This window comes from Azospirillum brasilense (assembly GCF_001315015.1).
GTDB lineage: Bacteria > Pseudomonadota > Alphaproteobacteria > Azospirillales > Azospirillaceae > Azospirillum > Azospirillum brasilense.
The window spans coordinates 512,691-537,994 of sequence record NZ_CP012916.1; the positions used below are offsets into that span (position 1 = coordinate 512,691).

Below are 25,304 nucleotides of genomic sequence, written 5' to 3' on the forward strand. Positions count from 1 at the left end.
CGCTGTTTCGTTGCACGTAGGAGACTGTATGAATGGGGGGTGTCGTCAATAGCACTCCCGATAGATGCCACCCCGCCGGGCATAGGCCGTCAGAAGATCCCCGCCTCCAGCCCGGCGGCCATCAGCAGCCCAAGCTCCTCGCAGGAGGGGGCGAAATCGTCGCGGTACGGGCCGCGGCAGACCAGCGGTTCCTGGACCGGACGCCAGCGCAGCCCCGTCGCGATGGATGCGACGGCGCGGCAGGTCCCCGTCCCGTCATGGCCCGCCCGGACGAACAGCGCGTAGGGCAGCCCCTGTGTGCGCTCCAGGCAGGGGTAGTAGCTGCGGTCGAAGAAATCCTTGAGCGCCCCGCTCATATAGCCCAGATTCTCGGTCGTCCCGAGGATCACGCCCTGCGACTCCAGCACATCCTCCGGCCCGGCCTCCAGCGGCGGTTTCGCCACCACCTCCACCCCCTGCACCTCCGGCGACCGCGCCCCGCGCAGCACGGCGTCCAGCAGCTCCCGCGTGTTGGGCGAGGGGCAGTGGGCGACGACGAGGAGGCGTTTGGGCGGCATGATTCGTCCTTTCCACGGCAATTGTACCAACAACACAGGAGGACGTCCCATGAGCGACGATACGCGCCGCTTCATCGTCGTCACAGGCGGCCCAGGCTCCGGGAAAAGCACCCTGATCGACGCGCTGGCCCGCGAAGGCCACGCCCACAGCGTGGAGGCGGGCCGCGCGATCATCCAGGACCAGACGGCCATCGGCGGACCGGCGCTGCCTTGGATCGACCCGTCGGCCTTCGCGGAATTGATGCTGTGCTGGGAATTGCGCTCCCTCCGTCTCGCGCGGGAGCAGGCGGGGACGGTCTTCTTCGACCGCGGCATTCCGGACGTCATCGGCTACCTGCGCCTGATGAAGCGCCCGGTGCCGGCCCATCTGGAGCGGGCCGCCAGCCGCTTCCGCTATCACCGGACCGTCTTTATAGCGCCGCCCTGGCCGGAGATTTTCGCGCCGGACGCCGAGCGGCGGCAGACCCTGGCCGAAGCCGCGGCGACCTACGACGCCATGGTCGCGACCTACGGAGGGCTGGGTTACGAACTGGTCGAACTGCCGAAGGCGCCGGTGGCGGAGCGGCTGCGCTTCGTCCTGGACCGGCTTGCCGAGCCGGGGCCGCTCACGCCCGCCCCGCTCACGCCATAAGCTGGCCGCCGTTCACCTCGATCACCTGCCCGGTGATGTAGCCGCTGAGCGCCTCCGACGCCAGGAACAGATAGGCGCCGACGCAGTCCTCCGCCGTGCCCAGCCGGCCCAGCGGGATGCGCGCCGCCGTCGCCGCCAGCTTCTCCGGCGAGGAGTAGCGCTGGTGGAAATCGGTGTCGATGGTGCCCGGCGAGACGGCGTTGACGCGGATGCGGTCCGGCGCCAGCTCCGCCGCCAGGGAGCGGGTGAAGGTCGAGACGAAGGCCTTCGACGCGCTGTAGATCGACGAGCCGGGGCTGCCCCCGGTGCGGGCGGAGATGGAAACGGTGTTGACGATGGCCCCGCCCCCCGCGGCCCGCAGCGCCGGCAGGGCGCGCCGGCAGGCCACGACGACCGAGCGCAGGTTGAGGTCGATCACCTCGTCCAGGAAATCGTCTCCGACCCGCTCCAGCGGCACCCGCCCGACCATGGTGCCGGCGTTGTTGACGAGGATGTCCAGCCCGCCCAGCGCCTGCACCGCCGCGTCCACCGCCGACTCCACGGCGCGCGGGTCGCGGAAGTCTCCGCTGACGGCATAGACCTCCGTCCCGCCCGCCGTGAGGGCGAGCGCCAGCCGGGCCGCGGCGTCATTGCCACCGGAACCGTGAAGCGCCACCCGCGCCCCCAGGCTGGCGAAGGCGGTGCCCACCGCCGCCCCGATGCCCCGGCTGCTGCCGGTCACCAGCACGCGCTTGCCGCGTAGATCCTCGCCCAACAAAGTCATGGCTCCTGCCCCTCAGCGTTCCCGGCGCACGCGGCGCACGGCGTCCAGCCAGCCGTCGTAGAGGCGGGCGCGCTTGGCCGCGTCCATCCGCGGCTCGAACCGGCGGTCGCAGCGCCACGCACCGGCCAGCGCCGCCTGATCACGGTAGACCCCGGCCTTCAGCCCGGCCAACCCGGCGGCGCCCAGCGCGGTCGTCTCGATCACCGCCGGGCGTTCCACCGGCAAGTCCAGCACGTCGGCCAGGAACTGGCACAGCCAGTCGTTCGCCGCCATACCGCCGTCCACCCGCAGCGCGTCGGAGGTCGCCGTGTGCGCGGCCGACCAGTCGGAGACCATGGCGTCGCGCAGGTCGCGCGTCTGGAAGGCCACCGCCTCCAGCGCGGCGCGGGCGATGTGGGCCGGGCCGGCGTCCAGCGTCAGGCCGAAGACGGCGGCACGGGCCTCGGGGTCCCAATGGGGAGCGCCCAGGCCCACGAAAGCCGGCACCAGATAGACGCCGTGGCTGTCCGGTACGCGGGTCGCCATGTCGTCGGTCTGGGAGGCGTGGGTGATGATCCCCAGCCCGTCGCGCAGCCACTTGATGGCCGCCCCGGCGATGAAGATGGAACCCTCCAACGCGTAGGTCGTCCGCCCGTCCAGCCGATAGGCGACGGTGGTCAGCATGTTGGAACGCGATTCCACCGGCTCGTCGCCGGTATTCAGCAAGGCGAAGCAGCCGGTGCCGTAGGTGGATTTCACCATGCCCGGCTGGAAGCAGGCCTGCCCGAAGGTCGCCGCCTGCTGGTCGCCGGCGATGCCGGTGATCGGGATGGCGCGGCCCAGCAGATCCGGCTCCGTCGCGCCGAACTCGGCGCTGCTGTCCAGCACCTCCGGCATCATGGCGCGGGGGATGCGGAACAGGGCGAGCAATTCGTCGTCCCAGTCCTGGCGGTGGATGTCGAAAACCATGCTGCGCGAGGCGTTGGTCGCGTCGGTGGCGTGCACCCGCCCGCCGGTCAGCCGGTACAGCAGGAAGCTGTCGATGGTGCCGAAGCACAGCTCGCCCCGCTCGGCCCGCTCCCGCGCGCCGGGGACATGGTCGAGAATCCAGGCGATCTTGGTGGCGGAGAAGTAGGAATCGATCAGCAGCCCGGTCTTGCGCCGCACCAGCGGCCCGCAGCCCTCCTCCACCAGCTTGCGGCAGAGGTCGGACGTGCGGCGGTCCTGCCAGACGATGGCGCGGTGCACCGGCTCGCCGGTGCGGCGGTCCCAGACGACGGTGGTTTCGCGCTGGTTGGTGATGCCAATGGCGGCGATGTCCGACGCAGTCAGCCCGGCCTCGTCCACGGCGCCCCGCATCACCGCCACGGTGTCGCGCCAGATGTCCTCCGGATCGTGCTCCACCCAGCCGTCGGCCGGATAATGCTGCGCGAATTCGCGCCGGGCCACCCCGGCGGGAACGCCCCGCCGGTCGAAGACGATGGCGCGGGTGGAGGTGGTGCCCTGATCGATGGCGAGGACGTGGCCGGCTTCAGACATGATCTTTCCTATGGTCTCGTTCGTTCCCTCCCCCTCCGGGGAAAGGGTTGGGGTGAGGGGGTTGCGCTTTTGCCGGACGTGCCGCCATGCGCGATCCCCTCACCCTCCCCTCTCCCCAGGGGGGAGAGGGTTATGCTGGAGTTAGTATGATATCACTGCGCCATCGCGGCCTTCTTCGGCGGCGAGGCCGGCCAGGACTTGATGAGTTGGTCGTAGTCCACCGTCTCGCCCTTGGGCTTCTCGTTGGACAGCTTGCGCTGCGGTGCGGTGGTGCCGTCCTTCTCGGCCTTGGCGAACCAGAACTCCGCCGACTCCTTCTTGTTCAGCTTCGGTCCGCATTCGCCCTGCACGCCCGACCGCTCCAGCCGCTCCATCACCGAGTCCTGGGCCGCGGCCAGCGCGTCCATGGCCGCCTGCGGCGTCTTGGCGCCGGAAGAGGCGTCGCCGATGTTCTGCCACCAGAGCTGCGCCAGCTTCGGGTAATCCGGCACGTTCACGCCGGTCGGCGTCCACTGCACGCGCGCCGGGGAGCGGTAGAATTCCACCAGCCCGCCCAGCTTCGGCGCGCGCTCGGTGAAGCTCTTGTCCCAGATGTCGCTTTCCCGGATGAAGGTCAGACCGACATGGCTCTTCTTCAGGCTGACCGACTTGGACATGGTGAACTGGGCGTAGAGCCACGCCGCCTTGCGGCGGTCCACCGGGGTGGATTTCAGCAGCGTCCAGGACCCGGCGTCCTGGTAGCCCAGCTTCATGCCGTCCTTCCAATAGGCGCCCTTGGGCGACGGGGCCATGCGCCATTTCGGCGTGCCGTCGGCGTTCACCACCGGCAGGCCGTCCTTCACCATGTCGGCGGTGAAGGCGGTGTACCAGAACATCTGCTGCGCGACGTTGCCCTGGGCCGGCACCGGGCCGGATTCGGAGAAGGTCATGCCGGCGGCCTGCGGCGGCGCGTATTTCTTCAGCCACTCCACGTATTTGGTGACGGAGTAGACGGCGGCCGGGCCGTTGGTGTCGCCGCCCCGCTCGACGGAGGAGCCAACCGGGCTGCAGCCCTCCATGCGGATGCCCCACTCGTCCACCGGCTTGCCGTTGGGCAGACCCTTGTCGCCGTTGCCGGCCATCGACAGCCACGCGTCGGTGAAGCGCCAGCCCAGCGACGGGTCCTTCTTGCCGTAATCCATGTGGCCGTAGACCTTGACGCCGTCGATCTCCTTCACGTCGTTGGTGAAGAATTCGGCGATGTCCTCATAGGCCGACCAGTTGACCGGGACGCCCAGCTCGTAGCCGTATTTGGCCTTGAACTTCTCCTTCAGGTCCGGGCGCTGGAACCAGTCGTAGCGGAACCAGTAGAGGTTGGCGAACTGCTGGTCGGGAAGCTGGTAGAGCTTGCCGTCCGGACCGGTGCCGAAGGATTTGCCGATGAAGTCGTTCACGTCCAGCGTGGGGGACGTGACGTCCTTGCCCTCCCCCTCCATCCAGTCGCTGAGCGCCACGGCCTGCTTGTAGCGGAAATGGGTACCGATCAGGTCGCTGTCGTTGATCCAGGCGTCGTAGATGTTCTTGCCGGACTGCATCTGCGTCTGGATTTTTTCCACCACGTCGCCTTCCTGGATCAGGTCGTGGCGCAGCTTGATGCCGGTGATCTCGCTGAAGGCCTTGGCGAGCGTCCGGGCCTCGTACTCATGGGTGGTGATGGTTTCGGAGACGACGTTGATCTCCATCCCGGCGAAGGGCTTGGCCGCGTCGATGAACCACTGCATTTCCTTCAGCTGATCCTCCTTCGACAGGGTCGAAGGCTGGAACTCGCTGTCGATCCAGCGCTTGGCCGCCTCGATGTCGGCGAAGGCCGGGGCCGATGACAGAAGAAGCGCCACCGCGGATGCGGAGGCGAGATACAGGGCACGCATCGTTTATTCCTCCCGTTTCCTTGTTGTAGGCCCGTTCCGGCCGGCACAGGCCGGCCGTCACACCCAGCGGAAGACCGCCGCGGCGTAGAGAAGCGAAAGCGCGGTCGCGTAGTGCACCTCCCCGCCCACCAGCCCCAGCCAGGCGAGGTGGATGAAGGCGCTGCCGAGCAGCGTGATGAACAGCCGGTCGCCGCGCGTGGTGGTGATGCCCAGCACGCCGGGGCGCGCCACCTCCGGCCGGTTGAGCGCCAGGACGGTCAGCAGGGTCAGCAGCCCGGCGATGACGGCGAAGAAGGCGCCGGTCTGCCAGGTCCAGGCCATCCAGGCGAGATGTTCGGTGATGGTGTCCATGGCGGCGTCCTCCCTCCCGTCAGACGCGGCCCAGGGCGAAGCCCTTGGCGATGTAGTTGCGCACGAACCAGATCACCAGCGCGCCGGGCAGGATGGTCAGCACCCCCGCCGCCGCCAGCAGCCCCCAATCCATGCCGGAGGCCGAGACGGTGCGCGTCATGGTCGCCGCGATGGGCTTGGCGTCCACCGAGGTCAGGGTGCGCGCCAGCAGCAGCTCGACCCAGCTGAACATGAAGCAGAAGAAGGCGGTGACGCCGATCCCGCTGGCCACCAGCGGCATGAAGATCTTCACGAAGAAACGCGGAAAGCTGTAGCCGTCGAGATAGGCGGTCTCGTCGATCTCCCGCGGTACCCCCGACATGAAGCCCTCCAAAATCCACACCGCCAGCGGAACGTTGAACAGGCAGTGGGCCAGCGCCACGGCGAGCGGCGTGTCGAACAGACCGATGGCGGAATAGAGGTTGAAGAAGGGCAGCGCGAAGACCGCCGCCGGGGCCATGCGGTTGGACAGCAGCCAGAAGAACAGGTGCTTGTCGCCCACGAAGCGGTAGCGCGAGAAGGCGTAGGCCGCCGGCAGGGCCAGCGCGATCGACAGCACCGTGTTCAGCGCCACATATTGCAGCGAGTTCAGGTAGCCCGAGTACCAGGACGAATCGGTGAAGATCCGCCGGTAATTCTCGAAGGTCAGGGTGTGGGGCCACAGCGTCAGGCCGCTGACGATCTCGGTGTTCGTCTTCAGGCTCATGTTCACGAGCCAGTAGATCGGCAGCATCAGGAACAGGATGTAGAGCGTGAGGACGATCCGTGCGCGCAGCATGGCCCGTTTCCTTTGCTAGTTCCGTTGCGCGTCCATGCGCGTCATGACCGTGTAGAAAACCCAGCAGACGGCCAGGATGATCAGGTTGTAGACGATGGACAGCGCCGCCGCCTTGCCCAGGTCGAACTGCCCCAGCGCCAGCTTGACGAGGTCGATCGACACGAAGGTGGTCGAGTTGCCGGGGCCGCCGCCAGTCACCACGAAGGGCTCGGTGTAGATCATGAAGCTGTCCATGAAGCGCAGCAGCACGGCGATCAGCAGCACCCGGTGCATCTTCGGCAATTGGATGTTGCGGAACACCGCCCAGCGCGAGGCCCCGTCGATGCGGGCCGCCTGATAAAAGGCGTCGGGGATGGAGCGCAGGCCGGCGTAGCAGAGCAGCGCCACCAGCGAGGTCCAGTGCCAGACGTCCATCGTCACGATGGTCACCCAGGCCGACAGCGGGTCCGCGGTGTAGTTGTAAGGGATGCCCAGCCGGTTGACCGCCCAGCCCAGCAGGCCGATGTCCTCGCGGGCGAAGATCTGCCAGATGGTGCCGACGACGTTCCACGGGATCAGCAGCGGCAGCGCCAGAACCACCAGAGTCGCCGCCACCCGCCAGCCATGGCGCGGCATGCTCAGCGCCACGGCGATGCCCAGCGGCACCTCGATCAGCAGGATCAGCAGCGAGAACAGCAGGTTGCGCCACAGCGCGTCGAAGAACCGCCCGCCGAGGTCGGTGGAGGGGTCGAGAAGCTCCTGGTACCAGCCGATGCCGTTCCAGAAGAACTGGTTGTTCCCGAAGGTGTCCTGCACCGAGTAGTTGACCACCGTCATCAGCGGCAGGATGGCCGAGAAGGCGACGATCAGCAGAACCGGCAGGACCAGCAGCCATGCTCCCTGGTTGACGGGCTTGTCCATCACGCCGCCTCCCCTTCCACGAGCGTTCCGTCCGCGTAGACATGCACCATGGCGGGGTCGAGGAGCAGCGACGCCTCGTCCCCCGCCAGCGTCAGATCCTCCGGCACCGTCGCGGCCATCGGCAGGCCCGACAGCTCCACCCGCGCGATGCGCGTGCGCCCCAGATCATCCAGCCGGCGCACCCGCACCGGCACGCCACCAGCCCCGGCGGGGGCCAGCGTGGCGAATTCCGGCCGCACGCCGATTTCGATCTTTGCCTTGCCATCGAGGGCCGGATAGCCGCGGCGCAGCGCGATAACGTGCCCGCCGACCCGCGCGGCGCGGCCCGACACCTCGGCCGGCAGGACGTTCATGCCCGGCGATCCGATGAAATGGCCGACGAAGACGTGGGCGGGCCGCTCGAACAGTTCCTGCGGGCGGCCCACCTGGACGACGCGCCCGTCATGCATCACCACCACCTTGTCGGCGAAGGTCAGCGCCTCCGTCTGGTCGTGGGTCACGTAGATCATCGTCAGGTCGAGCGCGCGGTGCAGCGCCTTCAGCTTCGACCGCAACTCCCATTTCAGGTGGGGGTCGATGACGGTCAGCGGCTCGTCGAACAGGATGGCCGCCACATCCGGACGGACCAGCCCGCGCCCCAGGGAAATCTTCTGCTTGGCGTCGGCGGTCAGGTTCCGCCCGCGCCGGTTCAGGTCCGCCGTCAGGTCGAGCAGCCCGGCGATCTCCCGCACCCGCGCGTCGAGCGGCGCCCCGCGCAGGCCGCGGTTGCGCAGCGGGAAGGCGAGGTTCTCGTAGACCGTCATGGTGTCGTAGACGACCGGGAACTGGAAGACCTGGGCGATGTTGCGCGCCTCGGTCGGCAGCGCCGTCACGTCCTTGCCGTCGAACAGCACCCGCCCCTCGCTGGGGGTCAGCAGGCCGGAGATGATGTTCAGCAGCGTGGTCTTGCCGCAGCCCGACGGCCCGAGCAGCGCGTAGGCCCCGCCCTGCTCCCACACATGGGTCATCGGCTTCAGCGCGTAGTCGTCGTCGCTCTTCGGGTTGGGGGTGTAGCTGTGGCCGAGGGATTGAAGGTCGATGCGCGCCATGCCGTCCGCCCTCCCGTCACGCCGCCATGACCAGCGGCGGCGCCGCGGCCAGCCGCCCGTCATGGCCGAACACGAACAGCCGCCGCGGGTCGATGAAGCACTCGATCCGCTCGCCCGGCTCGACCTCCAGCACGCCACGCGTGACGGCGACCCAGCGGTCCGCCCCGCCGTCGGTGCGCGGCAGGTCGATGTGGACGAAGCTTTCCGACCCGGTGATCTCGCTGACCGCCACCGCACCGCTCAAGCACAGCGCATCGGCGTGGGGCCGCGTCAGATGCAGATGGTCGGCGCGAAAGCCGATGGTGTAGTCGTCGTCCGGCAGCTCCGCCAGGACGCCACGCGCCGGCCCGTGCTCGCCCGTCGCCAGCACGATCTGCAAGCCGCGCTTGTGCACCCGCATGGTGTTGAGCGGCGGGTCGGAGAAGACCCGCGCGCTGGTCAGGTTGGCCGGGCGGCGGTAGACGTCCGGCGTGCGCCCGAACTGCGCCAGCCGCCCTTCCCACAGCGTCGCCGTGTTGCCGCGGAGCAGGAGCGCCTCCGCCGGCTCCGTCGTCGCGTAGACGAAGACCGCGCCGGTCGCGGCGAAGATCTTCGGCAGCTCCTCCCGCAGTTCCTCGCGCAGCTTGTAGTCCAGATTGGCCAGCGGCTCGTCGAGCAGGACGAGCTGCGCCTCCTTGACCAGGGCGCGGGCGATGGCGGTACGCTGCTGCTGGCCGCCGGAGAGCTGCTGCGGCGTGCGCTGCAAATAGGGCTCCAGCTTCAGCAGGCGGGCGGCCTCCCGCACCTTGCGGTCGATCTCGTCCCTGGGCCGGCGGGCGACCCGCAGGGGAGAGGCGATGTTCTCGTAGACGGTCAGGGAGGGGTAGTTGATGAACTGCTGGTAGACCATGGCGACGGAGCGTTCGCGGACATGCCGCCCCGTCACGTCCACCCCGTCCACCAGCACGCGCCCGGCGCTGGGCACGTCCAGCCCGGCCATCAGCCGCATCAGCGACGTCTTGCCCGACAGGGTCGGCCCCAGCAGAACGTTCAGCGACCCGCGCTCCAGGCTCAGCGACACGTTCTCGAGATGAACGTGGCCGCCGACATGCCTGCTGACCTTGTCCAGAACCAAGCCCACCGGCCTTCCTCCCCAATATTCATTTTTTCTTTATTGAGATGGTTCTTGTCGCCGTGTTTTCAGCCGCTGTTCCACGCCCGCTATTCGGCAGCGTCGGATGCCCTCTCCCTCCGGCTGCGCTCCTCGGTCATGAAGGCGTCGAGCGCCTGCACCTGGGCGGCGTCCAGCCGCAGCCCCAGCTTGGTCCGGCGCCACAGCACGTCCTCGGCGGTCTCCGCCCACTCCTCCGTCATCAGATAGCGGACCTCGGCCTCGGTCAGGGTCCCGCCGAAGTCGCGGCCCAGATCCTCCGGCCGTGCGGCGCTGTCGAGAATCCGGCGGGCGCGGGTGCCGTAGGTGCGCGCCAGCCGCTCCAGATGCGGCTGCGTCAGGAAGGGCGCCCGCCCGCGCAGTTCGGCGACCAGCGCCGCGACGCCGTCCACCGGGAAATCGCCGCCCGGCAGGGTGCCGGCGCTGCTCCAGTCCGACGCTCCGGGTGCGAGCTTCGGCAGGAAGGGCGCCAGCTTGGCGATGGCCGCGTCGGCCAGACGGCGGTAGGTGGTGATCTTGCCGCCGAAGATGTTGAGCAGCGCCGCCTTGCCGTCGCCCGGCGCGTCGAGCGCCAGCACATAGTCGCGGGTCGCCGCCTGCGCCGTGGAGGCGCCGTCGTCGTAGAGCGGGCGGACGCCGGAATAGGTCCACACCACGTCGGCGGGCGTCACCGGCTTGGCGAAATAGTCGCCTGCGGCGGCGCAGAGATAGGCGATCTCCGCCTCCGAAGCGCGGACGTCCGCCGGATCACCCTGGTAGTCGTTGTCGGTGGTGCCGATCAGGGTGAAATCGCGCTCGTAGGGGATGGCGAAGACGATGCGCTTGTCGGCGTTCTGGAAGATGTAGCAGCGGTCGTGGTCGAACAGCTTCGGCACCACGATGTGCGAGCCCTGGACCAGACGGATGCGCGCGTCAACCGTGGAGCGCGCCCCCTGCCGCATGACCTCCGACACCCAGGGGCCGGCGGCGTTGACCAGCGCGCGTGCGCGGATGCTGCTGCGCCGGCCGCTGCGTGTGTCCTCCACCGTCACGGTCCACAGCCCGTCCTCTCGGACGGCGCTCAGGAAGCGGGTGCGGGTGCGGATCGCAGCACCCATGCGGGCGGCGTCCTGCGCGTTCAGGACCACCAGACGCGCGTCATCGACCCAGCAATCCGAATATTCGAAAGCGCGACCGAAACCCGGCTTCAGCGGCTTTCCCGCCGGATCGCTGCGCAGATCGAGCCCGCGCGTGCCCGGCAGTCTCTCCCGCCCGCCGAGATGGTCATAGAGGAACAGGCCCAGCCGCAGGAACCAGGAGGGCCGCAGGCCGGGCAGGTGGGGCAGGACGAAGCGCAACGGCCAGATGATGTGCGGCGCCATGCGCCACAGCACCTCACGCTCGCGCAGCGCCTCGCGGACCAGCCGGAACTCGTAATATTCCAGGTAGCGCAGGCCGCCGTGGATCAGCTTCGTCGAGGCCGAGGACGTGCCCGACGCCAGATCCTTCTGTTCACACAGATAGACGGAGCAGCCGCGACCCGCGGCATCGCGCGCGATGCCACAGCCGTTGATACCGCCGCCGACGATGGCAAGGTCGTAGACCCCGGCCATCCATCCCTCCTCTCCGTTTTGCGCCCGCCCCTTGCGGTCCGCGCCTTTGTTTTCGTTTCAAACGGTAGCCGAGGGTTCGACGGGCCGCAATACGAAAAAAGTGAAAGCGATACGAAAGGGCATGGCGCCATCCCCCCTCCCTCCTTGGGAGAGACGGTGAACTCCCGCGGCGCTGGCGGGTTATCCAGGCAACCGGAACCGGAGGACCGCGTGTTCGAGTGGATCACAAACCTGGTCGAAGGCGGCGGCTACGCCGGCATCGCGCTTCTGATGCTGCTGGAGAACGTCTTTCCGCCCATCCCATCGGAACTCATCATGCCGCTGGCTGGATTCGTTGCGGCCCGCGGGGATCTCAGCCTTCCGCTGGTGGTTCTGGCGGGCACCGTGGGTTCGGTGGCCGGAGCGCTGTTCTGGTACTACGCCGGGCTGTGGCTGGGCAGCGAACGGCTGAAGCGGTTGGCCGCCCGGCATGGCCGCTGGCTGACGGTGGCGCCCGCGCAGGTTGACGAGGCGACGGGCTGGTTCCGCCGGCACAGCGGGGCGTCGGTGCTGATCGGACGCCTGATCCCGGCGGTGCGCACGCTGATCTCCGTTCCCGCCGGAATCGCCGGGATGGGGCTGACCCGCTTCCTGGTCTATTCGACCATTGGAACGGCGCTGTGGTCGCTGGTCCTCGCCGGCGCGGGCTATCTGCTGGAGGGCCAGTATGACAAGGTGTCGGGCTGGATGGACCCGCTGGCCAAGCTGGTCATTGCCGCCATCGCCGCCTGGTACGCCTATCGTGTCGCCACCTTCCGCCCGCAGGAGCAGAACTGACGGGGACACCCCCGTCAGTTTCTTCGGATCAGTCCGGCATCAATCCTTCGCGTCATCCTTTGAACCGCGGGTGGGCAGGTCCTTGCGCTTCGCGGACGCCATCTCCCGCAGTTCCTTCTCGCTCATCGACTTGGCCATTTCCTTCGAGGCGCCGCGCAAGCTGGATTCCGGCTGCTCCCCGCGTTTGGCGGCCAGCGCTGCACCCGCAGCCATCTGCTGCTTCTTGGACTCCGCTTTGCCCATCCGTTCCCTCCACCTGTGATGTGAACGCTGATTCCTTCAACAGGGCGGGAGCGGATTCCGTTCTTGCACACGGGCTTTGCAACTTTTGATGCCCCATCGCAACCGCGTCACCCCAGGGAGGGCCGATACGGCGCCCATCGGCACGGCATAACCACACGTTGGTGTGTCTTGGTCATTCCATATCCGTAATGCAGCTTTCTCTTTCGTTAAAATTTCTTTTAGTTGTATCATTCGTTGACAATCCTCCTTTAAGACGTATTCTCAGCGACCTAATCCCTTTTCGGGACGCATATGACGTTTCTGTAAAAATTCGCCGCGAATTTTCCCGTCGGATCATTGCAACGCCGAAGGAATTGTGGGGATTTCGATGCCCGACACCACGCCGCACCTCCCCAACGACCGAATTCATCTGTCCGGCAGTTTCGGACCGCTCCGAATCTGGCCCGATCTTCGTCTGCACGAGGGATTCGAACGGCTTGCGGAGCGGCATCCCACCGCCCCGGCGGCGGTGACGGAGGCCGGCATCCTCGACTACGCCGGGCTGGACGCGGCGGCCAACGCACTGGCCCACGCGCTGCTGGCGCTGGGGCTGAACAGGGAGGAGCCGGTCGGCGTTCTGGCGGAGCGGTCGGGCGATCTGCCGCAGGCGTTCCTCGGCATTCTCAAGGCGGGCGGTGTCTATGTGCCGATGGTCGCCGACCTGCCGCCGGAGCGGCTGGCGAACATGGCGCGGCAAGCGGGGATGCGGTTGTTGATCGCGCTGGATGGGCTGACCCCGCCGGACGCGCTGGCCGGTGCCCTGTCCGCCAATGGCAACACGAAACGACCGCAGGCTGTCCTGCGCCCCGAATCTCTGGACGGGGACAGCCTCGCCAAGTCTGCGGAGCGCCCGAACCGGCCCGGTCCGGCGAATGGGCTGGCGGTCATCCTCTTCACCTCCGGCTCCACCGGCCAGCCGAAGGGCGTGCTGATCCAGCACGACGCCTGCGTGAATCTGGCGCTGGGCCACACGGAGGCGCAGGGCGTCGGGCCGGGTGACCGGGTGCTGCTGTCAACCTCGCCCGGCTTCATCCTGGGCTTCCGCGAGCTGTGCCTGCCGCTGCTCTCCGGGGCCGCCTATGTCCCGGCCTCTCGCGCGCTGATCGACGATCCGGCGCGGCTGCTCGACCACATGGCCCGGCTGGGGGTGACCATCGCGCTGTTCACGCCGTCCTACCTGCGGCTGCTGCGTGGCGCCGTGCCGGCGGGGCTGCGCATGATCCTGACCGCCGGGGAGCGGCCCAACCCCGACGACGCACGGCATTACGCCCGCCACCTCGACTACTGGAACATGCACGGCGCCACCGAGGTCTGCGGCACCATCTGCATGCACAAGGTAAATCCGGACGGCGACGGCCCGCTGCCCAGCGGGCGCCCCTTCACCAACAACGCCGTCCACCTGCTCGACCGCCATGGCAACGAGGTCCCGGACGGCGTTGTTGGTGAAATCCACGTCGTCGGGCGGGGAGTCTCGCGCGGTTACCTGAACCAGCCGGAGCTGTCGGCGGAGAATTTCGTCGGGACACGCTTCGGGCGCGCCTACCGCACGCACGACTTGGGGCGTTGGAACGAAAACGGTGAGCTGGAGACGCTGGGCCGCGCCGACGACATGGTGAAGGTGTCCGGCCAGTCGGTGTCGCTGGGCGAGATTGAGCGGACGTTGCTGCGCCACCCGCTGGTCAGCCGCGCCGCCGCCCTTCAGCATCAAGGCCGCCTGACCGCCATCGTCGAGAGCGTTGATCCGGAAGTGGCCCAGTCGGAAGACTGGCGCGCCTTCCTCGGCCGCAGCCTGCCCGCCTATATGGTGCCGGCGCAGGTGAGGGCCGTGGCGCGGATGCCGATCAGCTCTGCCGGCAAGACCGACCGCCGCGCCCTGCTGGCGCTCGCCGAAGAGGCATTGACCGCCGCACGCAGCACGGGCGGAACGCCGCCGCAAGGCGATCTGGAACGGGCCATTGCCGCGGTCTGGGAGGAGGTGCTGGACACCCGCCCGGTGATGCGCGACGACCCGTTCTTCGCCATCGGCGGCACCAGCCTGCTCGCCATCGCGGTCGGGCAACGCCTCCATGCGCTCGGCCATGTGGTAACGGTGCCGGTGATCCTGGCCTCCCAGACGGTGCAGGCGCTGGCCCGCCGGATCGCGGAGCAGCCGGACGAGGACGCCGCCCCGCCGGACCTGAGCGAAGGCCCCGCCACGGCCGGGCAGGAGGATTTCTGGATCGCCGCCAAGCTCGGCCTCGCCGCCGCCGGATCGCACGTCGTGCGCGTCCTCTCGGTGCGCGGCCCGGTTCCGCAAGCGGAGCGCTGGCGCGCCGCCTGGGCCGCCCTGCTGGGGCGTCACCCCGCCCTGCGCACCGCCTTCCACGCCGACGCCGAAGGGCGGGTGCGCTGGCGCACCGTCCCCGCCAACGCCCTGCCGCCCGCCGCCGGCTTTTCCATCGACCGCTGCCACGTTCCGGAGGAGGCGCGGGAACTGATCGCCGGCTACGCCGAGACGCCTTTCGCCCTGACCAAGGCGCCGCTGGCCCGCGCCGGCCTGATGCTCGTCGAATCCGGCAACGAGACGCTGTTCTGGTTCGTGCTGCATCATGCCGTTGTCGACGGCCAGTCCGCCCGCACGGTGCAGGAGGATGTCCTGGCCCTGCTGCTGGGCCGCCCTTTGCCCCCGGCGCCGCACGGCATCGCGCTGGCGGCGCGGGACGAGGCGCGCCACCTCGGTTCCCACCGGGCGGAGCAGGACCGCGCCTTCTGGCAAGCCAAACTGGACGCCCTGCCGCTGGAGGCGTTCGAAGAGCTTCCGTTCGACCAGCCCCGCCCCACCACGCCCGGCGGGCGCTCCGCCCCGCCCCTTGCGGAACGGCTGGACGCCGCGACCACCGCGGCCCTCACCGCCATCGCGAAGGCGCAGGGCGTCGGCCTGCACGGCCTGCTTCTGGCGATCCTGGCGGCGGAAACGCGGCGGCGCGGCGGCCAAACCGACCTGATCCTGGGCACCGGCGTTTCGCTGCGCCCGGCGGGATCGGAGGACGCCGTTGGGCATTTCGTCAATCTCGTGCCGGTCGTCCTGCCTGGCGCTACGGCGGCACTGGCCGCACAGGTCCGCGCCGCCCAGGACGCTCTGACCGAGGCGGTCGGACACGCCGGCCTGCCCGCCGGCCTGATCCAGCGGGAGTTCCGCCAGCGCCGCCCCGACGCGCTGCCGACCGCCCGCCCCAACCTCTTCGCGGTGGCGCTGACCGCCAACCCGCCGCGGACCAGCGGCGATCCGGCCAGCGGCCTGTCGCTGTCCCCGCGCCGGCTGCCCGGCGCGCTCGCCCACCCCGCCGCCGGGCTCGACCTCGCCTTCAGCCACGAGCCGGTGACGGCGGAGGACGGCGAGGGGCTGGAACTCGCCCTGCTGTGGAATCCGGACGTCTATGCGGAGGCCACCGCGCGCTCCTGGCTGGCCGGCTTCGCCGCCTGGGCGCGCTGGCTGGCCGCCGCCCCGGCGGGGTTGGACTCTCCGCTGCCGGCCCTGCTGCCGGAAGAGGAGGCCCTTCTCGACCGCTGGGAGCACGGCAAAGAGCGGCCCCGCCCGGACCGCCGCGCCCATGAGCTGTTCGAGGAGATCGCCGCCCGCCGGCCGGACCGCCCCGCCGTGGTCACCCGCAGCGGCGCGCAGACCTACGGCGCGTTGAACCGGGACGCCGACCGCGTCGCCACCGCCCTGCTGCGCTGCGGCGTGGCGCGGGGGGAGGCCGTGGCGGTGCTGACCGGCTGCTCGCCGGGCCTGCCGGCGGCGGTGCTCGGCGTCTGGAAGGCCGGGGCGGCCTATCTGCCGCTGGCCCACGACCTGCCGCCGGAACGCATGGCCTACATGGTCCGCGACGCCGGCGTCGGGCTGCTGATCGCGCTGGACGGTCAGCCCGTCCCGCCGACCCTGGCCGACGCCGTTCCGACGCTGATCCGCCCGGAGGTCCTCGAAGGTCCCGCCGAACGGACCGCCGTAGCCGGGGCGCCGGACGACCTCGCCTACATCATCTACACCTCCGGTACGACCGGGCATCCGAAGGGCGTGGCGGTCCGGCATGACGGCTTCATCAACGCCGCTCTGGCGACCGGGGAGATGGTCGGCCTGCACCCTGACGACCGCATGGCGCTGGCGGCGACGCCGGGTTTCGACGCCTCGCTGTGGGAACTCGGGCTGGCGCTGCTGCACGGCATGGCGCTGGTGCCGGTGCCGCCGGACCTGCGCGACGATCCGTGGGTGCTGAAGGACGCTTACACAGAGTTGGGCGTCACCGTGGCCTTCCACGCCCCATCCTACTTGCGGGTCAGCCAGGAGAAGCCGTTCCGCGGCCTGCGCGTCCTGCTGACCGGCGGCGAGGCGCCGAACGCCGACGACGCCCGCCACCACGCCGCCGATCTGGCCTTTTGGAACGCCTACGGCCCCACCGAGGCGAGCATCCTCGCCTCGATGGGCCGCATCCTGCCGGGCAGCGGGCGCGGCGGGCCGGTGCCCGCCGGGCGCCCGCTGCCCAACAGCCGGGTCACGCTGCGCCGCCCGGACGGCACGCCGGTGCCGCCCGGCCTGCCGGGGGAAGTGTGGCTGGGCGGGGTGGGCCTCGCCCGCGGCTACCTCAACAACCCCGACCTGACCGCGCGCGCCTTCGTCGAGACGGTGGAGGGCCGCTTCTACCGCACCGGCGATCGCGGGCGCTGGACGGCGGATGGGCAACTGGTCCTGTGCGGCCGCATCGACCATCAGGTGAAGCTGCACGGCCAGCGCGTCGAGCTTGCCGAGATCGAGCAGGACCTGCTGGCCCACCCCGCCGCCGCGCAGGCCGTCGTGCTGGTGGACGCCGCGGCGGAGGGCACCAAGGCGCTGCGCGCCTTCGTCCGTGCCAAGGACGGCGCCACCCTGCCCGACGAAGAGACGTGGCGCGCCTTCCTGGCGGACCGCCTGCCCGCCTTCATGGTGCCGGCCAGCGTCACGGCAGTAAACAGCGTCCCTCTGACACCGGCCGGCAAGATCGACCGCGACGCTCTGCTCCGCCTCGCACACGCCCATTGGGATACCACCACGGCGGAGCGGCAGGCGCCGCGGGACGGCCTCGAACAACGCATCGCCGCCCTGTGGGGCGGTCTGCTGGGCGAAAAGGTCGCGCGCACCGACAATTTCTTCGCACTCGGCGGCAACAGCCTGCTGGCGGTGACCATCGCGCACCGGCTGTCCCAGGAACTGGGCGTGGCCGTCCCGGCGCGCACCCTGTTCGCCGCCCCGACCCTGGCCGGCTTCGCCCGCAAGGTGGCGGAGCTGCGCGACGCGGAAACGCCTCAGGCCGACACGGACGAGTCCGACCTCGCCACCGAAGGGGAGCGGGAGTTCCGGGTGGCCGAGGCGGCGGGGCTGGACACGCGACCCTTCATCATCCCGGTGATCCGCGCCGTGGAGGGAGAGTTGCCGGACGAGGCCCGCTGGGCGGACGCCTGGACGGCGCTCGCCGAGCGGCACGAGGCGTTGCGCACGACCTTCGCGGAGGACACCGAAGGGCGGTTGCGCCGCCACATTGCCCCCACCATCGACGTCACTCCAGAGCTGTCCAAGCAACCCGACCGCGCCGCGGCACTGGCCCACATCCGCGCCCGCCAGGGCCAACCATTCGCCATGGCGACCGCGCCGCTGTGGCGCGCCGGGCTGGTGACGCTGGCGGACGGCGGTGCGCCGCTGTTCTGGATGGCGATGCATCATTCCATCGGCGACGGGCGCTCGGTCGGCATCCTGCTGGAGGAACTGACCGCGTTGCTGGCAGGAAAGACCTTGTCTCCTCTGCCTGCCCGCTACGCTGCCATGGCCGCCCGCGAGCGGCGCTATCTGGAAAGCCCGGATCGCGCGACAGACGAGGCACATTGGCAGGAACAGCTGTCCGCCCTGCCCGCCGAGGCGTTCGGCGACTGGCCGCTCGACACGCCGCGCGCCGCCGGAGCCGCGCCAGGCAGCCACCGTTTCGAACTGCGGTTGGAGCCGAGCACCGCCGCGGGGCTGAAGGCCGTCGCCCGCCGGCACGAGGCCAGCCTGCACGCCGTCCTGCTGACCTTGCTGGCGCGCGAGGTGCGGCGGCGCACCGGACGTAGCGCCGTCACCATCGGCACGACCGGCGACATTCGGGAAACCGCCGAGGATGCGCGGGTCGTCGGTTACGGCGTGAACATGCTGCCGCTGGCCCTCCGTCCCGCTGCCGGTCTCCCCTTCGGGGTGGAGCTGCGCGCCACCCAGGCGGCCCTGGCCGACGCGCTCCAGCACGCCCGCCTGCCCTTCGCGCGGATCTGTCACGGCTTCTGGGCGGATCGCCCGCAGCAGCGCGACCCGGCCCGCTACCCGTTGTTCGACATCGCGGTGACGGAAAATCCGCAAAGCGCGCCCACCTTCGGCCCACTGCGCCTCGTCCGCCCCGATGGCGACGGGCCGGCCTACGAACGCACCGGCCATTCGCCGGGCCAGGACATGGTGCTGATCCATGAAGGGCTGGCCGACGGCGGGCTGCTTCTGCAATGGCACGTCAACGCCGCGCTCTACGCCAGGGACACGGCGGAGCGCTGGTTCGAGGCGCTGGCTAGCTGGGCGCACTGGCTGGGCAGCGACGCCGCTCGCGCCGATGTGTCACCACCCGCCCTGCTGCCGGAGGAGGAGACGACGCTCGCAGTGTGGGAGCACGGCCCGGCGGTGGAGCGCCCGGCGCTGCCCTTCCACGCGCTGTTCGAGCGGCTGATCGACCGGCCCGGCACCGGCCAGGGCGGACGCCCGGCGGTCATCGCCGCCGACCGCGTTCTGACCTACCGCGCCGTGGAGGCCGAAGCCAACGCCATCGCCCACGCCCTGCGGGAGCGCGGGGCGGAGCGCGGCACCGTGGTCGGCGTGCTGACCGGCCGCTCGCCCAACCTGCCCGCCGCCCTGCTGGGCGTGTGGAAGACCGGAGCGGTGTATCTGCCGCTCGCCGCCGACCTGCCGGCGGAACGGCTGGCCTTCATGGCCGGGGACGCCGGGGCGGCCCTGCTGCTGGCGCTGGACGGCGTCGCTGTGCCCGACGCGCTGTCCGCCCTGCCGCTTCTGCGTCCGGAGGACCTCTCCGCCGATTTCCGCACGGCGCACGCCCACCGGCCGCAAGCCGCGACGGGGCCGGAGGACACCGCCTACATCCTCTACACCTCCGGCTCCACCGGTCGGCCCAAGGGCACGCCGGTCGGCCACGGCGCCTATGTGAACATGGTGCTGAGCGCCGTGGAGACCTTCGGCCTGACCCCCGAAGACCGGACTCTGATGTTCGCCTCGCCCTCCTTCGACGTGTCGCTGTCGGACATCGGCGTGCCGCTGGCCGCCGGGGCGGCGCTCTGCGCCGTTCCCTACGAGGTGTTGAGCGCGCCGGCCCGCCTGATCGCTTTCCTGGCGGAGCGGCGGGTGACCGTCGCCGACCTCACCCCGACCTATCTGCGCCTGTTCGACGGGGCGGAGCTGCCGTCGCTGCGCATCCTGGTGACCGGCGGCGAGGCGCCGCTGGCGGCCGACGTCCGGACCTACGCCGGGCGGCTGCGCTACTACAACGCCTACGGCCCGACCGAAAACACCATCACCAGCGCCATGGGGCTGCTCGGCGTGGAGGACCGGGGATTCCTGCCCGTCGGGCGTCCCCTGCCCAACACGTCGATGCACATCCGCGACGCGGCCGGCAACCCGGTGCCGCCGGGGGCGATTGGGGAGATCTGGCTGGGAGGCGCCAACCTCGCCCGCGGCTATCTGAACCGCCCGGAGCAGGAGGCGGCGGCCTTCGTCGGGACGGGACGCGGGCGGCTCTACCGCTCCGGCGACCTCGGGCGCTGGCGCGCCGACGGCGAGCTGGAGGTGCTGGGCCGCGTCGACGATCAGGTGAAGCTGAACGGCATCCGCATCGAACTTGGCGAGATCGAGCAGGCGCTGGGGAGCCACCCCGACGTTGCGCAGGCCGTGGCCCTGGTGCAGGGCAAGGCCGGTTCTGCGCAGAGCCTGTGGGCCTTCGTCCGCCCCGTCGCCGGCAAACCGGCGCCGGCCGAGGAGTCCTGGCGCGGCTGGCTGGCCGAACGGCTGCCCGCGGTGATGATCCCGGCCGGGCTGATCGCTGTGGAGACGGTGCCGGTCACGGCGTCCGGCAAGGTGGACCGAGCGGCCCTGCAAAAGCTGCTCGCCGGCCATGCCCCGCAGGGCGTGCAGGTCCCGCCGCAAGGCCGGCTTGAGGAGACCGTCGCCCGCGTCTGGGCAGAGCGGCTGGACCGCGGCCCGGTCTGGCGCGACGACAACTTCTTCGCGCTCGGCGGCCACAGCCTGCTCGCCATCGCCGTCGCCCACGCGCTGGAGACAGAGCTGGGGCGCCCGGTCTCCGCCCGCGACCTGTTCACCGAGCCGACCCTGCGCGGCTTCGCCACCCGCCTCGCCGCCACCGCCACTCCCGCGGATCTCCCATCCGATGCCGAATCCGACCGCGCGACCGAAGGCCAACGGGAGTTCTGGGTGGCTGAGCAGGCGGGGCTGGACACCCGCGGCTTCAACATCCCCCTGACGTTGACGGTGGAGGGCGACACCCCGGCCGACGACCGCTGGCAGGACGCCTGGACCACCCTGGCGGAGCGGCACGAGGCCCTACGCACCGGCTTCCACGAGGATGAAGGCGGCATGCTCCGCCGTGTCGTCCATCCCGTGACCGACGCTCTGGAGATTGAGGCGGCCCTCGACCGAGCCGCTGCGCTGGACCTCATCCGGAAACGCCAGACGGCGCCCTTCGCCATGGCCGCTCCGCCGCTGTGGCGGGCCGGGCTGGTCCGGGTGGCGGACGACGGCGGCGCCCTGTTCTGGCTGGCCTTGCACCATTCCATCGGCGACGGCCTGTCGCTCGGCCTGCTGGCGGACGACTTGGCCGCATTGCTGCGCGGGGTGTCCCCGCCCGGCCGTGCACCCGGCTTCGGCCGGTCCGCCGCCAAGGAGGAAAGCTATCTCACCAGCGAGGCCGCCAAGGCGGATGTGGAGCATTGGCAAAACCTGCTGGCCGGAATTGACCCCGCCGCCTTCGAGGAATGGCCTCTCGACAACCCCCGCCCACCGGTGCGCCGCGCGGAGACGGCCAAAGGAAGCCATTGCCACCGCGTCCGCCTCGCCCCCGACGTGGCGGACGCGTTGCGCGCCCTTGCCCGGCGCAACGGTGCAAGCCTGCACGCACTGATGATGACCCTGATGGCGCACGAGGTGCGGCGCCGCACCGGCCGGGCGGCGTTCCTGATGGGCACCGCCACCTCCACCCGCGAAACGGCGGAGGAGGCGGGCGTCGTCGGCTACTTCATCAACATGCTGCCGGTGCCTTTCCGGATGGACCGGAACGAGCCGCTGGAACAGGCGGTCAAGGCCACACAAAGCCGTCTGGCGGAAGCGCTGCGCCATGGCCGTCAGCCTTTCGCGCGCATCCACCAGGAGTTCCGCCGCAGCCACCCGCAGGCGCATCATCCGGCCCGTTACCCGCTGTTCGATCTGGCGGTGACGGAAAATCCGGCAATGGCCACCCCACGGGGTGACGGGCTTCGCTTCGCGGCCATCGACGCCTTAGACAGCGACGGCATCCGGTACGAGTTGCGCCACAGCGCCCCTGCCCAGGATCTTGTCCTGGTGCATGAGGGACAGGCGGACGGTGGGCTGGTCCTTCAGCTCTACGCCAACGCCGCCCTCTACGAGCGGGAAACCGCCCAGGCCTGGACCGCGGCGCTGGCGGGCTGGGTGCGGCGGCTGGCTGATCCGCAGCGGGCGCCGGGCGAACCGCTGCCCGCCCTGCTGCCGGAGGAGGAAACGCTGCTCGCCGCGTGGGAGTGCGGTCCGGCGATGCCGCACCCGGTTCTCTGCTTCCACCACCGGTTCGCCACACTCGCGCGCTCGCAGCCAGACCGGCCGGCCCTCGTCACCGACGACGGCGCGGTCAGCTACGCCGCAATGAACGCCCGCGCCAACGCGCTGGCCCACGCGCTTCTGGCGCAGGGCGTGCGGAGCGGCGACGCGGTCGGCGTCCTGACGGAGCGCTCGCCCGCCCTGCCCGAAGCGGTGCTGGCGATCTGGAAGGCCGGAGCCGCCTATCTGCCGCTGACCCGCGACCTGCCGGCGGACCGGCTGGCCTTCATCGCTGGCGACGCCGCGATCGGTGTGATCGTGGCGCTGGACGGCCATCCCCTGCCCGACGCGCTGGCGCAGGCCGGATACGCCGTCCTCCGCCCGGACTCCCTGGCCGGGGAGTTCCGCGCCGCCCACGCCCATGAGCCGGAGGCCGGGGAGCGCAGCGGTCCTGGAGATCCCGCCTACATCATCCACACCTCGGGGTCCACCGGGGTGCCGAAGGGGGTGGTGCTGCATCATGGCGGACTGCTGAACCTCGGCCTGTCGATGGCACGGATGCTGGGAGTCCAGCCGGACGAGCGGACGCTTCTCAGCTCCTCCCCCTCCTTCGACGCCTGGATCTCCGATTGCGTGATGACCTGGGCGACCGGAGGCGCGCTGGTTCCGATCCGCCGCGCCGAGATGGACGACACCGGCGGGCTGCGCGCCAAGATGGAGCGGCTGGGCGTCACCTCCGCCACCCTGCCGCCCTCCTACCTGCGGCTGTTCGAGCAGGCGGACCTGCCGACCCTGCGCATCCTGATGACGGTGGGCGAGCCGCCCAACACCACCGACGCCCTGCATTACGCGGCGCGGCTGCGCTACATCAACGGCTACGGCCCGACCGAGAACACCGCCGCCGCCAGCATCGGCATCCTGTCCCCGGACTCGCCGTGGATGAGCGCCGGGCGCCCGCTGCCCAACACCGCCATCCACATCCTGGACGAGGACGGCGAGCCGGTTCCCCCCGGCGCCATCGGCCATGTCTGGTTGAGCGGGATGGGGCTGGCCATCGGCTACTTGAACCGGCCCGACCTGACCGCCGCCGCCTTCGTCGAGACGCCGAAGGGCCGCCGCTACCGCACCGGCGACCTCGGCCGCTGGCTGCCAAACGGGGAGCTGTTTGTCCTCGGCCGGTCAGACAGCCAGGTGAAGCTGCGCGGCCAGCGCGTCGAGCTGGGCGAGATCGAGCACCGGCTGGAAGCCCACCCCGGCGTGCAGCAGGCGGTGGCCCTGGTGGACGCCGCGCCGGACGGCGCGCAGACGCTGTGGGCCTTCGTCAGCCTCGCCCCCGACGCCGCGGAGCCGACGCAGGCCGCCTGGGCCGCCCATGCGGCGGCGGCGCTGCCCACCTACATGGTGCCGGCGGCGGTGATCCGGGTGCCGGCGATCCCGGTGACGGTGGCCGGCAAGGTGGACCGCAAGGCCCTGCTGCAGGCGCTGGCCGACCACGCACCCTCCAAAGGCACGGCTTCAGGCGCCTACACCCCACCGCGCAACGCGGTGGAGCAGCGGGTGGCCGAGCTGTGGGCGGAGCAGCTCCAGCGGCCCGTTCCGGGACGCGAGGCCGGCTTCTTCGAGCTGGGTGGCGACAGCCTGCGGGCGATCGCCGTGGTCAACCGCCTGCGCCGCGAATTCGCCTGCAGGATCAACGACCTCTATGAGGCTCCGGTGCTCGCCGACTTCGCGCTGCGCCTGCGGCCCCAGCCGGACCATCTGCACCGCGTCATCACCGCCGTCCGCACCCACTGGCGGGACTATCAGGCGACCCTGCCCGCCTTCGACGCCGCCCGTGACCGCGCGCTGGCCGAGCAGCAGCAAGCCTACGAGGCGCGCAACGCCGCCTACGCCGCCTTCGACGGGACGGAGCGGCGCGACTACAGCGAGGCGCTGCTGACCGGGGCCACCGGCTATCTCGGCGCCTATCTGCTGCGGGAGCTTCTGTCCGATCCGACGCGGCGGGTGATCGCCCTGGTCCGCGGGGGCGACGACAATGCCGCCCGCGCCCGGCTCGGCCGCGTGCTGGCCGGCTATTTCGGAGCGGACGACGGCGCCGCGCTGGTCGCCGATCCGCGCCTGACCGTCCGGGCCGGCGACCTGCGCCGCGACGGGCTGGGCCTCGCGCCCACGGCGCACGGCGCGCTGGCGGAGGGGCTGCGGGCGGTCTTCCACTGCGCCGCCAACGTCAACCACTTCGGCCATTACGCGGAGTTCCACGCCGACAATGTGGAGGCGACCCGCCGGCTTCTCGACCTCGCCGCCGCGCGGCGCGGCGACCCGGCGGACTTCCACCTGATCTCCACCCTGTCGGTCACCGGCAAGGCGCCGGAAGACGGCTTCAAGCTGGTCACCGAATACGACGCGGTGCCCGAGATGCTCGACGAGAACTACTACGTCCGCAGCAAGCAGGAGGCGGAACGGCTGGTCACGGCGGCGCGCGGCGATCTGCGCAACGCCAGCATCCACCGCGTCGGCAACGTCGTCTTCGCGGCGGAGGGCGGGCCGTTGCAGTTGAACCTGCGGGACAACGCCTTCTTCCGGCAACTGGCCGCCTTCGTGCGGCTGGGGGTGGTGCCTGACGATTCGCACGTCTGGCTGTGCCACGTCGATCGCGTCGCCCGTGCAGTGGCGTTGCTGGCCGGTGCCGCCGGCCTCGCCAACGAGACGCACCATGTGGAGAACCACCGCCGCGACACGCTGGCCGATTTCGTGACCTCGGCGGCCGGCATGGCGGGTGCCGTGCGGGCGGGCGGCTTCGACGCGCTGCTCGACCGGCTGGAGCGCGCCATCGGCGAACCCGACATGGACGGCGCGCTGGCCCAGACGCTGGAGGGCTTCGGCCTTTACAGCGGGCGCTCCCCCCAGGCACGCGGCCGGCGGCAGGAGTTGACCTCCGAGCGCACGCAGGGGCTGCTCGGCCGCATGGGCTTCGGCTGGCCGCCGGTTCCCCGCGCCGGGCAGGCCGACATGCTGCGCGCCGCCGCGGACCTCTTCTCCCGATGACCGCCTTCGGAGC

At 70.5% G+C, this 25,304-nt stretch carries 14 protein-coding genes; 3 read left to right on the forward strand and 11 right to left on the reverse strand.

Features of this window, described 5'->3' with window-relative positions:
- Window positions 1-89: 89 nt before the first annotated feature.
- Window positions 90-557, reverse strand: coding sequence for a flavodoxin family protein (locus tag AMK58_RS23675; protein WP_035680791.1), 468 nt, complete (start codon window positions 555-557; stop codon window positions 90-92).
- 49 nt (window positions 558-606) lie between these two features.
- On the opposite strand from AMK58_RS23675, the gene AMK58_RS23680 reads away from it, so the two are divergent.
- Window positions 607-1,188 carry an AAA family ATPase gene (locus tag AMK58_RS23680; RefSeq protein WP_051140793.1) on the forward strand — a complete coding sequence of 194 codons (582 nt, stop codon included), beginning with the start codon at window positions 607-609 and terminating at the stop codon, window positions 1,186-1,188.
- Here the strand turns inward: AMK58_RS23680 and AMK58_RS23685 are convergent.
- The 9 genes from AMK58_RS23685 to glpD form a co-directional block, all read right to left on the reverse strand.
- A complete protein-coding gene (locus tag AMK58_RS23685) occupies window positions 1,178-1,951 on the reverse strand; it encodes an SDR family NAD(P)-dependent oxidoreductase (protein ID WP_035680789.1) in 774 nt (257 codons plus the stop codon). The two genes, AMK58_RS23680 and AMK58_RS23685, sit on opposite strands and share 11 nt — an antisense overlap.
- A gap of 12 nt (window positions 1,952-1,963) precedes the next feature.
- The gene (gene glpK, locus AMK58_RS23690; protein ID WP_059399525.1) at window positions 1,964-3,469 is read right to left on the reverse strand and encodes a glycerol kinase GlpK; all 1,506 of its coding nucleotides are present in this window, start codon (window positions 3,467-3,469) and stop codon (window positions 1,964-1,966) included.
- Between the two features lie 152 nt (window positions 3,470-3,621).
- Window positions 3,622-5,376: an ABC transporter substrate-binding protein gene (locus tag AMK58_RS23695; protein WP_035680781.1), complete on the reverse strand. Its 1,755-nt coding sequence runs from the start codon at window positions 5,374-5,376 to the stop codon at window positions 3,622-3,624.
- A gap of 57 nt (window positions 5,377-5,433) precedes the next feature.
- Window positions 5,434-5,727 (reverse strand): DUF2160 domain-containing protein, encoded by a 294-nt coding sequence (locus AMK58_RS23700; protein ID WP_035680779.1) that lies wholly within the window; start codon window positions 5,725-5,727, stop codon window positions 5,434-5,436.
- Between the two features lie 19 nt (window positions 5,728-5,746).
- Window positions 5,747-6,544, reverse strand: a complete 798-nt coding sequence (locus tag AMK58_RS23705; RefSeq protein WP_014242527.1) for a carbohydrate ABC transporter permease — start codon at window positions 6,542-6,544, stop codon at window positions 5,747-5,749.
- Between the two features lie 15 nt (window positions 6,545-6,559).
- Entirely contained in the window at window positions 6,560-7,444 is an 885-nt protein-coding gene (locus AMK58_RS23710; protein WP_059399526.1) for a carbohydrate ABC transporter permease, read from the reverse strand.
- The gene (locus AMK58_RS23715) at window positions 7,444-8,532 is read right to left on the reverse strand and encodes an ABC transporter ATP-binding protein (RefSeq protein ID WP_035680774.1); all 1,089 of its coding nucleotides are present in this window, start codon (window positions 8,530-8,532) and stop codon (window positions 7,444-7,446) included. Before AMK58_RS23715 ends, AMK58_RS23710 begins: the two co-directional genes overlap by 1 nt.
- A 16-nt stretch (window positions 8,533-8,548) precedes the next feature.
- The gene (locus AMK58_RS23720; protein WP_035680772.1) at window positions 8,549-9,652 is read right to left on the reverse strand and encodes an ABC transporter ATP-binding protein; all 1,104 of its coding nucleotides are present in this window, start codon (window positions 9,650-9,652) and stop codon (window positions 8,549-8,551) included.
- An 80-nt stretch (window positions 9,653-9,732) separates the two neighbouring features.
- Window positions 9,733-11,274 carry a glycerol-3-phosphate dehydrogenase gene (gene glpD, locus AMK58_RS23725; RefSeq protein ID WP_035680769.1) on the reverse strand — a complete coding sequence of 514 codons (1,542 nt, stop codon included), beginning with the start codon at window positions 11,272-11,274 and terminating at the stop codon, window positions 9,733-9,735.
- A 210-nt stretch (window positions 11,275-11,484) separates the two neighbouring features.
- On the opposite strand from glpD, the gene AMK58_RS23730 reads away from it, so the two are divergent.
- The gene (locus tag AMK58_RS23730) at window positions 11,485-12,090 is read left to right on the forward strand and encodes a DedA family protein (RefSeq protein ID WP_035680767.1); all 606 of its coding nucleotides are present in this window, start codon (window positions 11,485-11,487) and stop codon (window positions 12,088-12,090) included.
- Between the two features lie 39 nt (window positions 12,091-12,129).
- Here the strand turns inward: AMK58_RS23730 and AMK58_RS23735 are convergent, their stop codons facing one another.
- Window positions 12,130-12,333, reverse strand: a complete 204-nt coding sequence (locus AMK58_RS23735; RefSeq protein ID WP_035680765.1) for a DUF3008 family protein — start codon at window positions 12,331-12,333, stop codon at window positions 12,130-12,132.
- A gap of 367 nt (window positions 12,334-12,700) precedes the next feature.
- Here AMK58_RS23735 and AMK58_RS23740 point away from each other — a divergent pair, with 367 nt between their 5' ends.
- A complete protein-coding gene (locus AMK58_RS23740; protein ID WP_059399527.1) occupies window positions 12,701-25,291 on the forward strand; it encodes a non-ribosomal peptide synthetase in 12,591 nt (4,196 codons plus the stop codon).
- The last annotated feature ends 13 nt before the right edge of the window (window positions 25,292-25,304 follow it).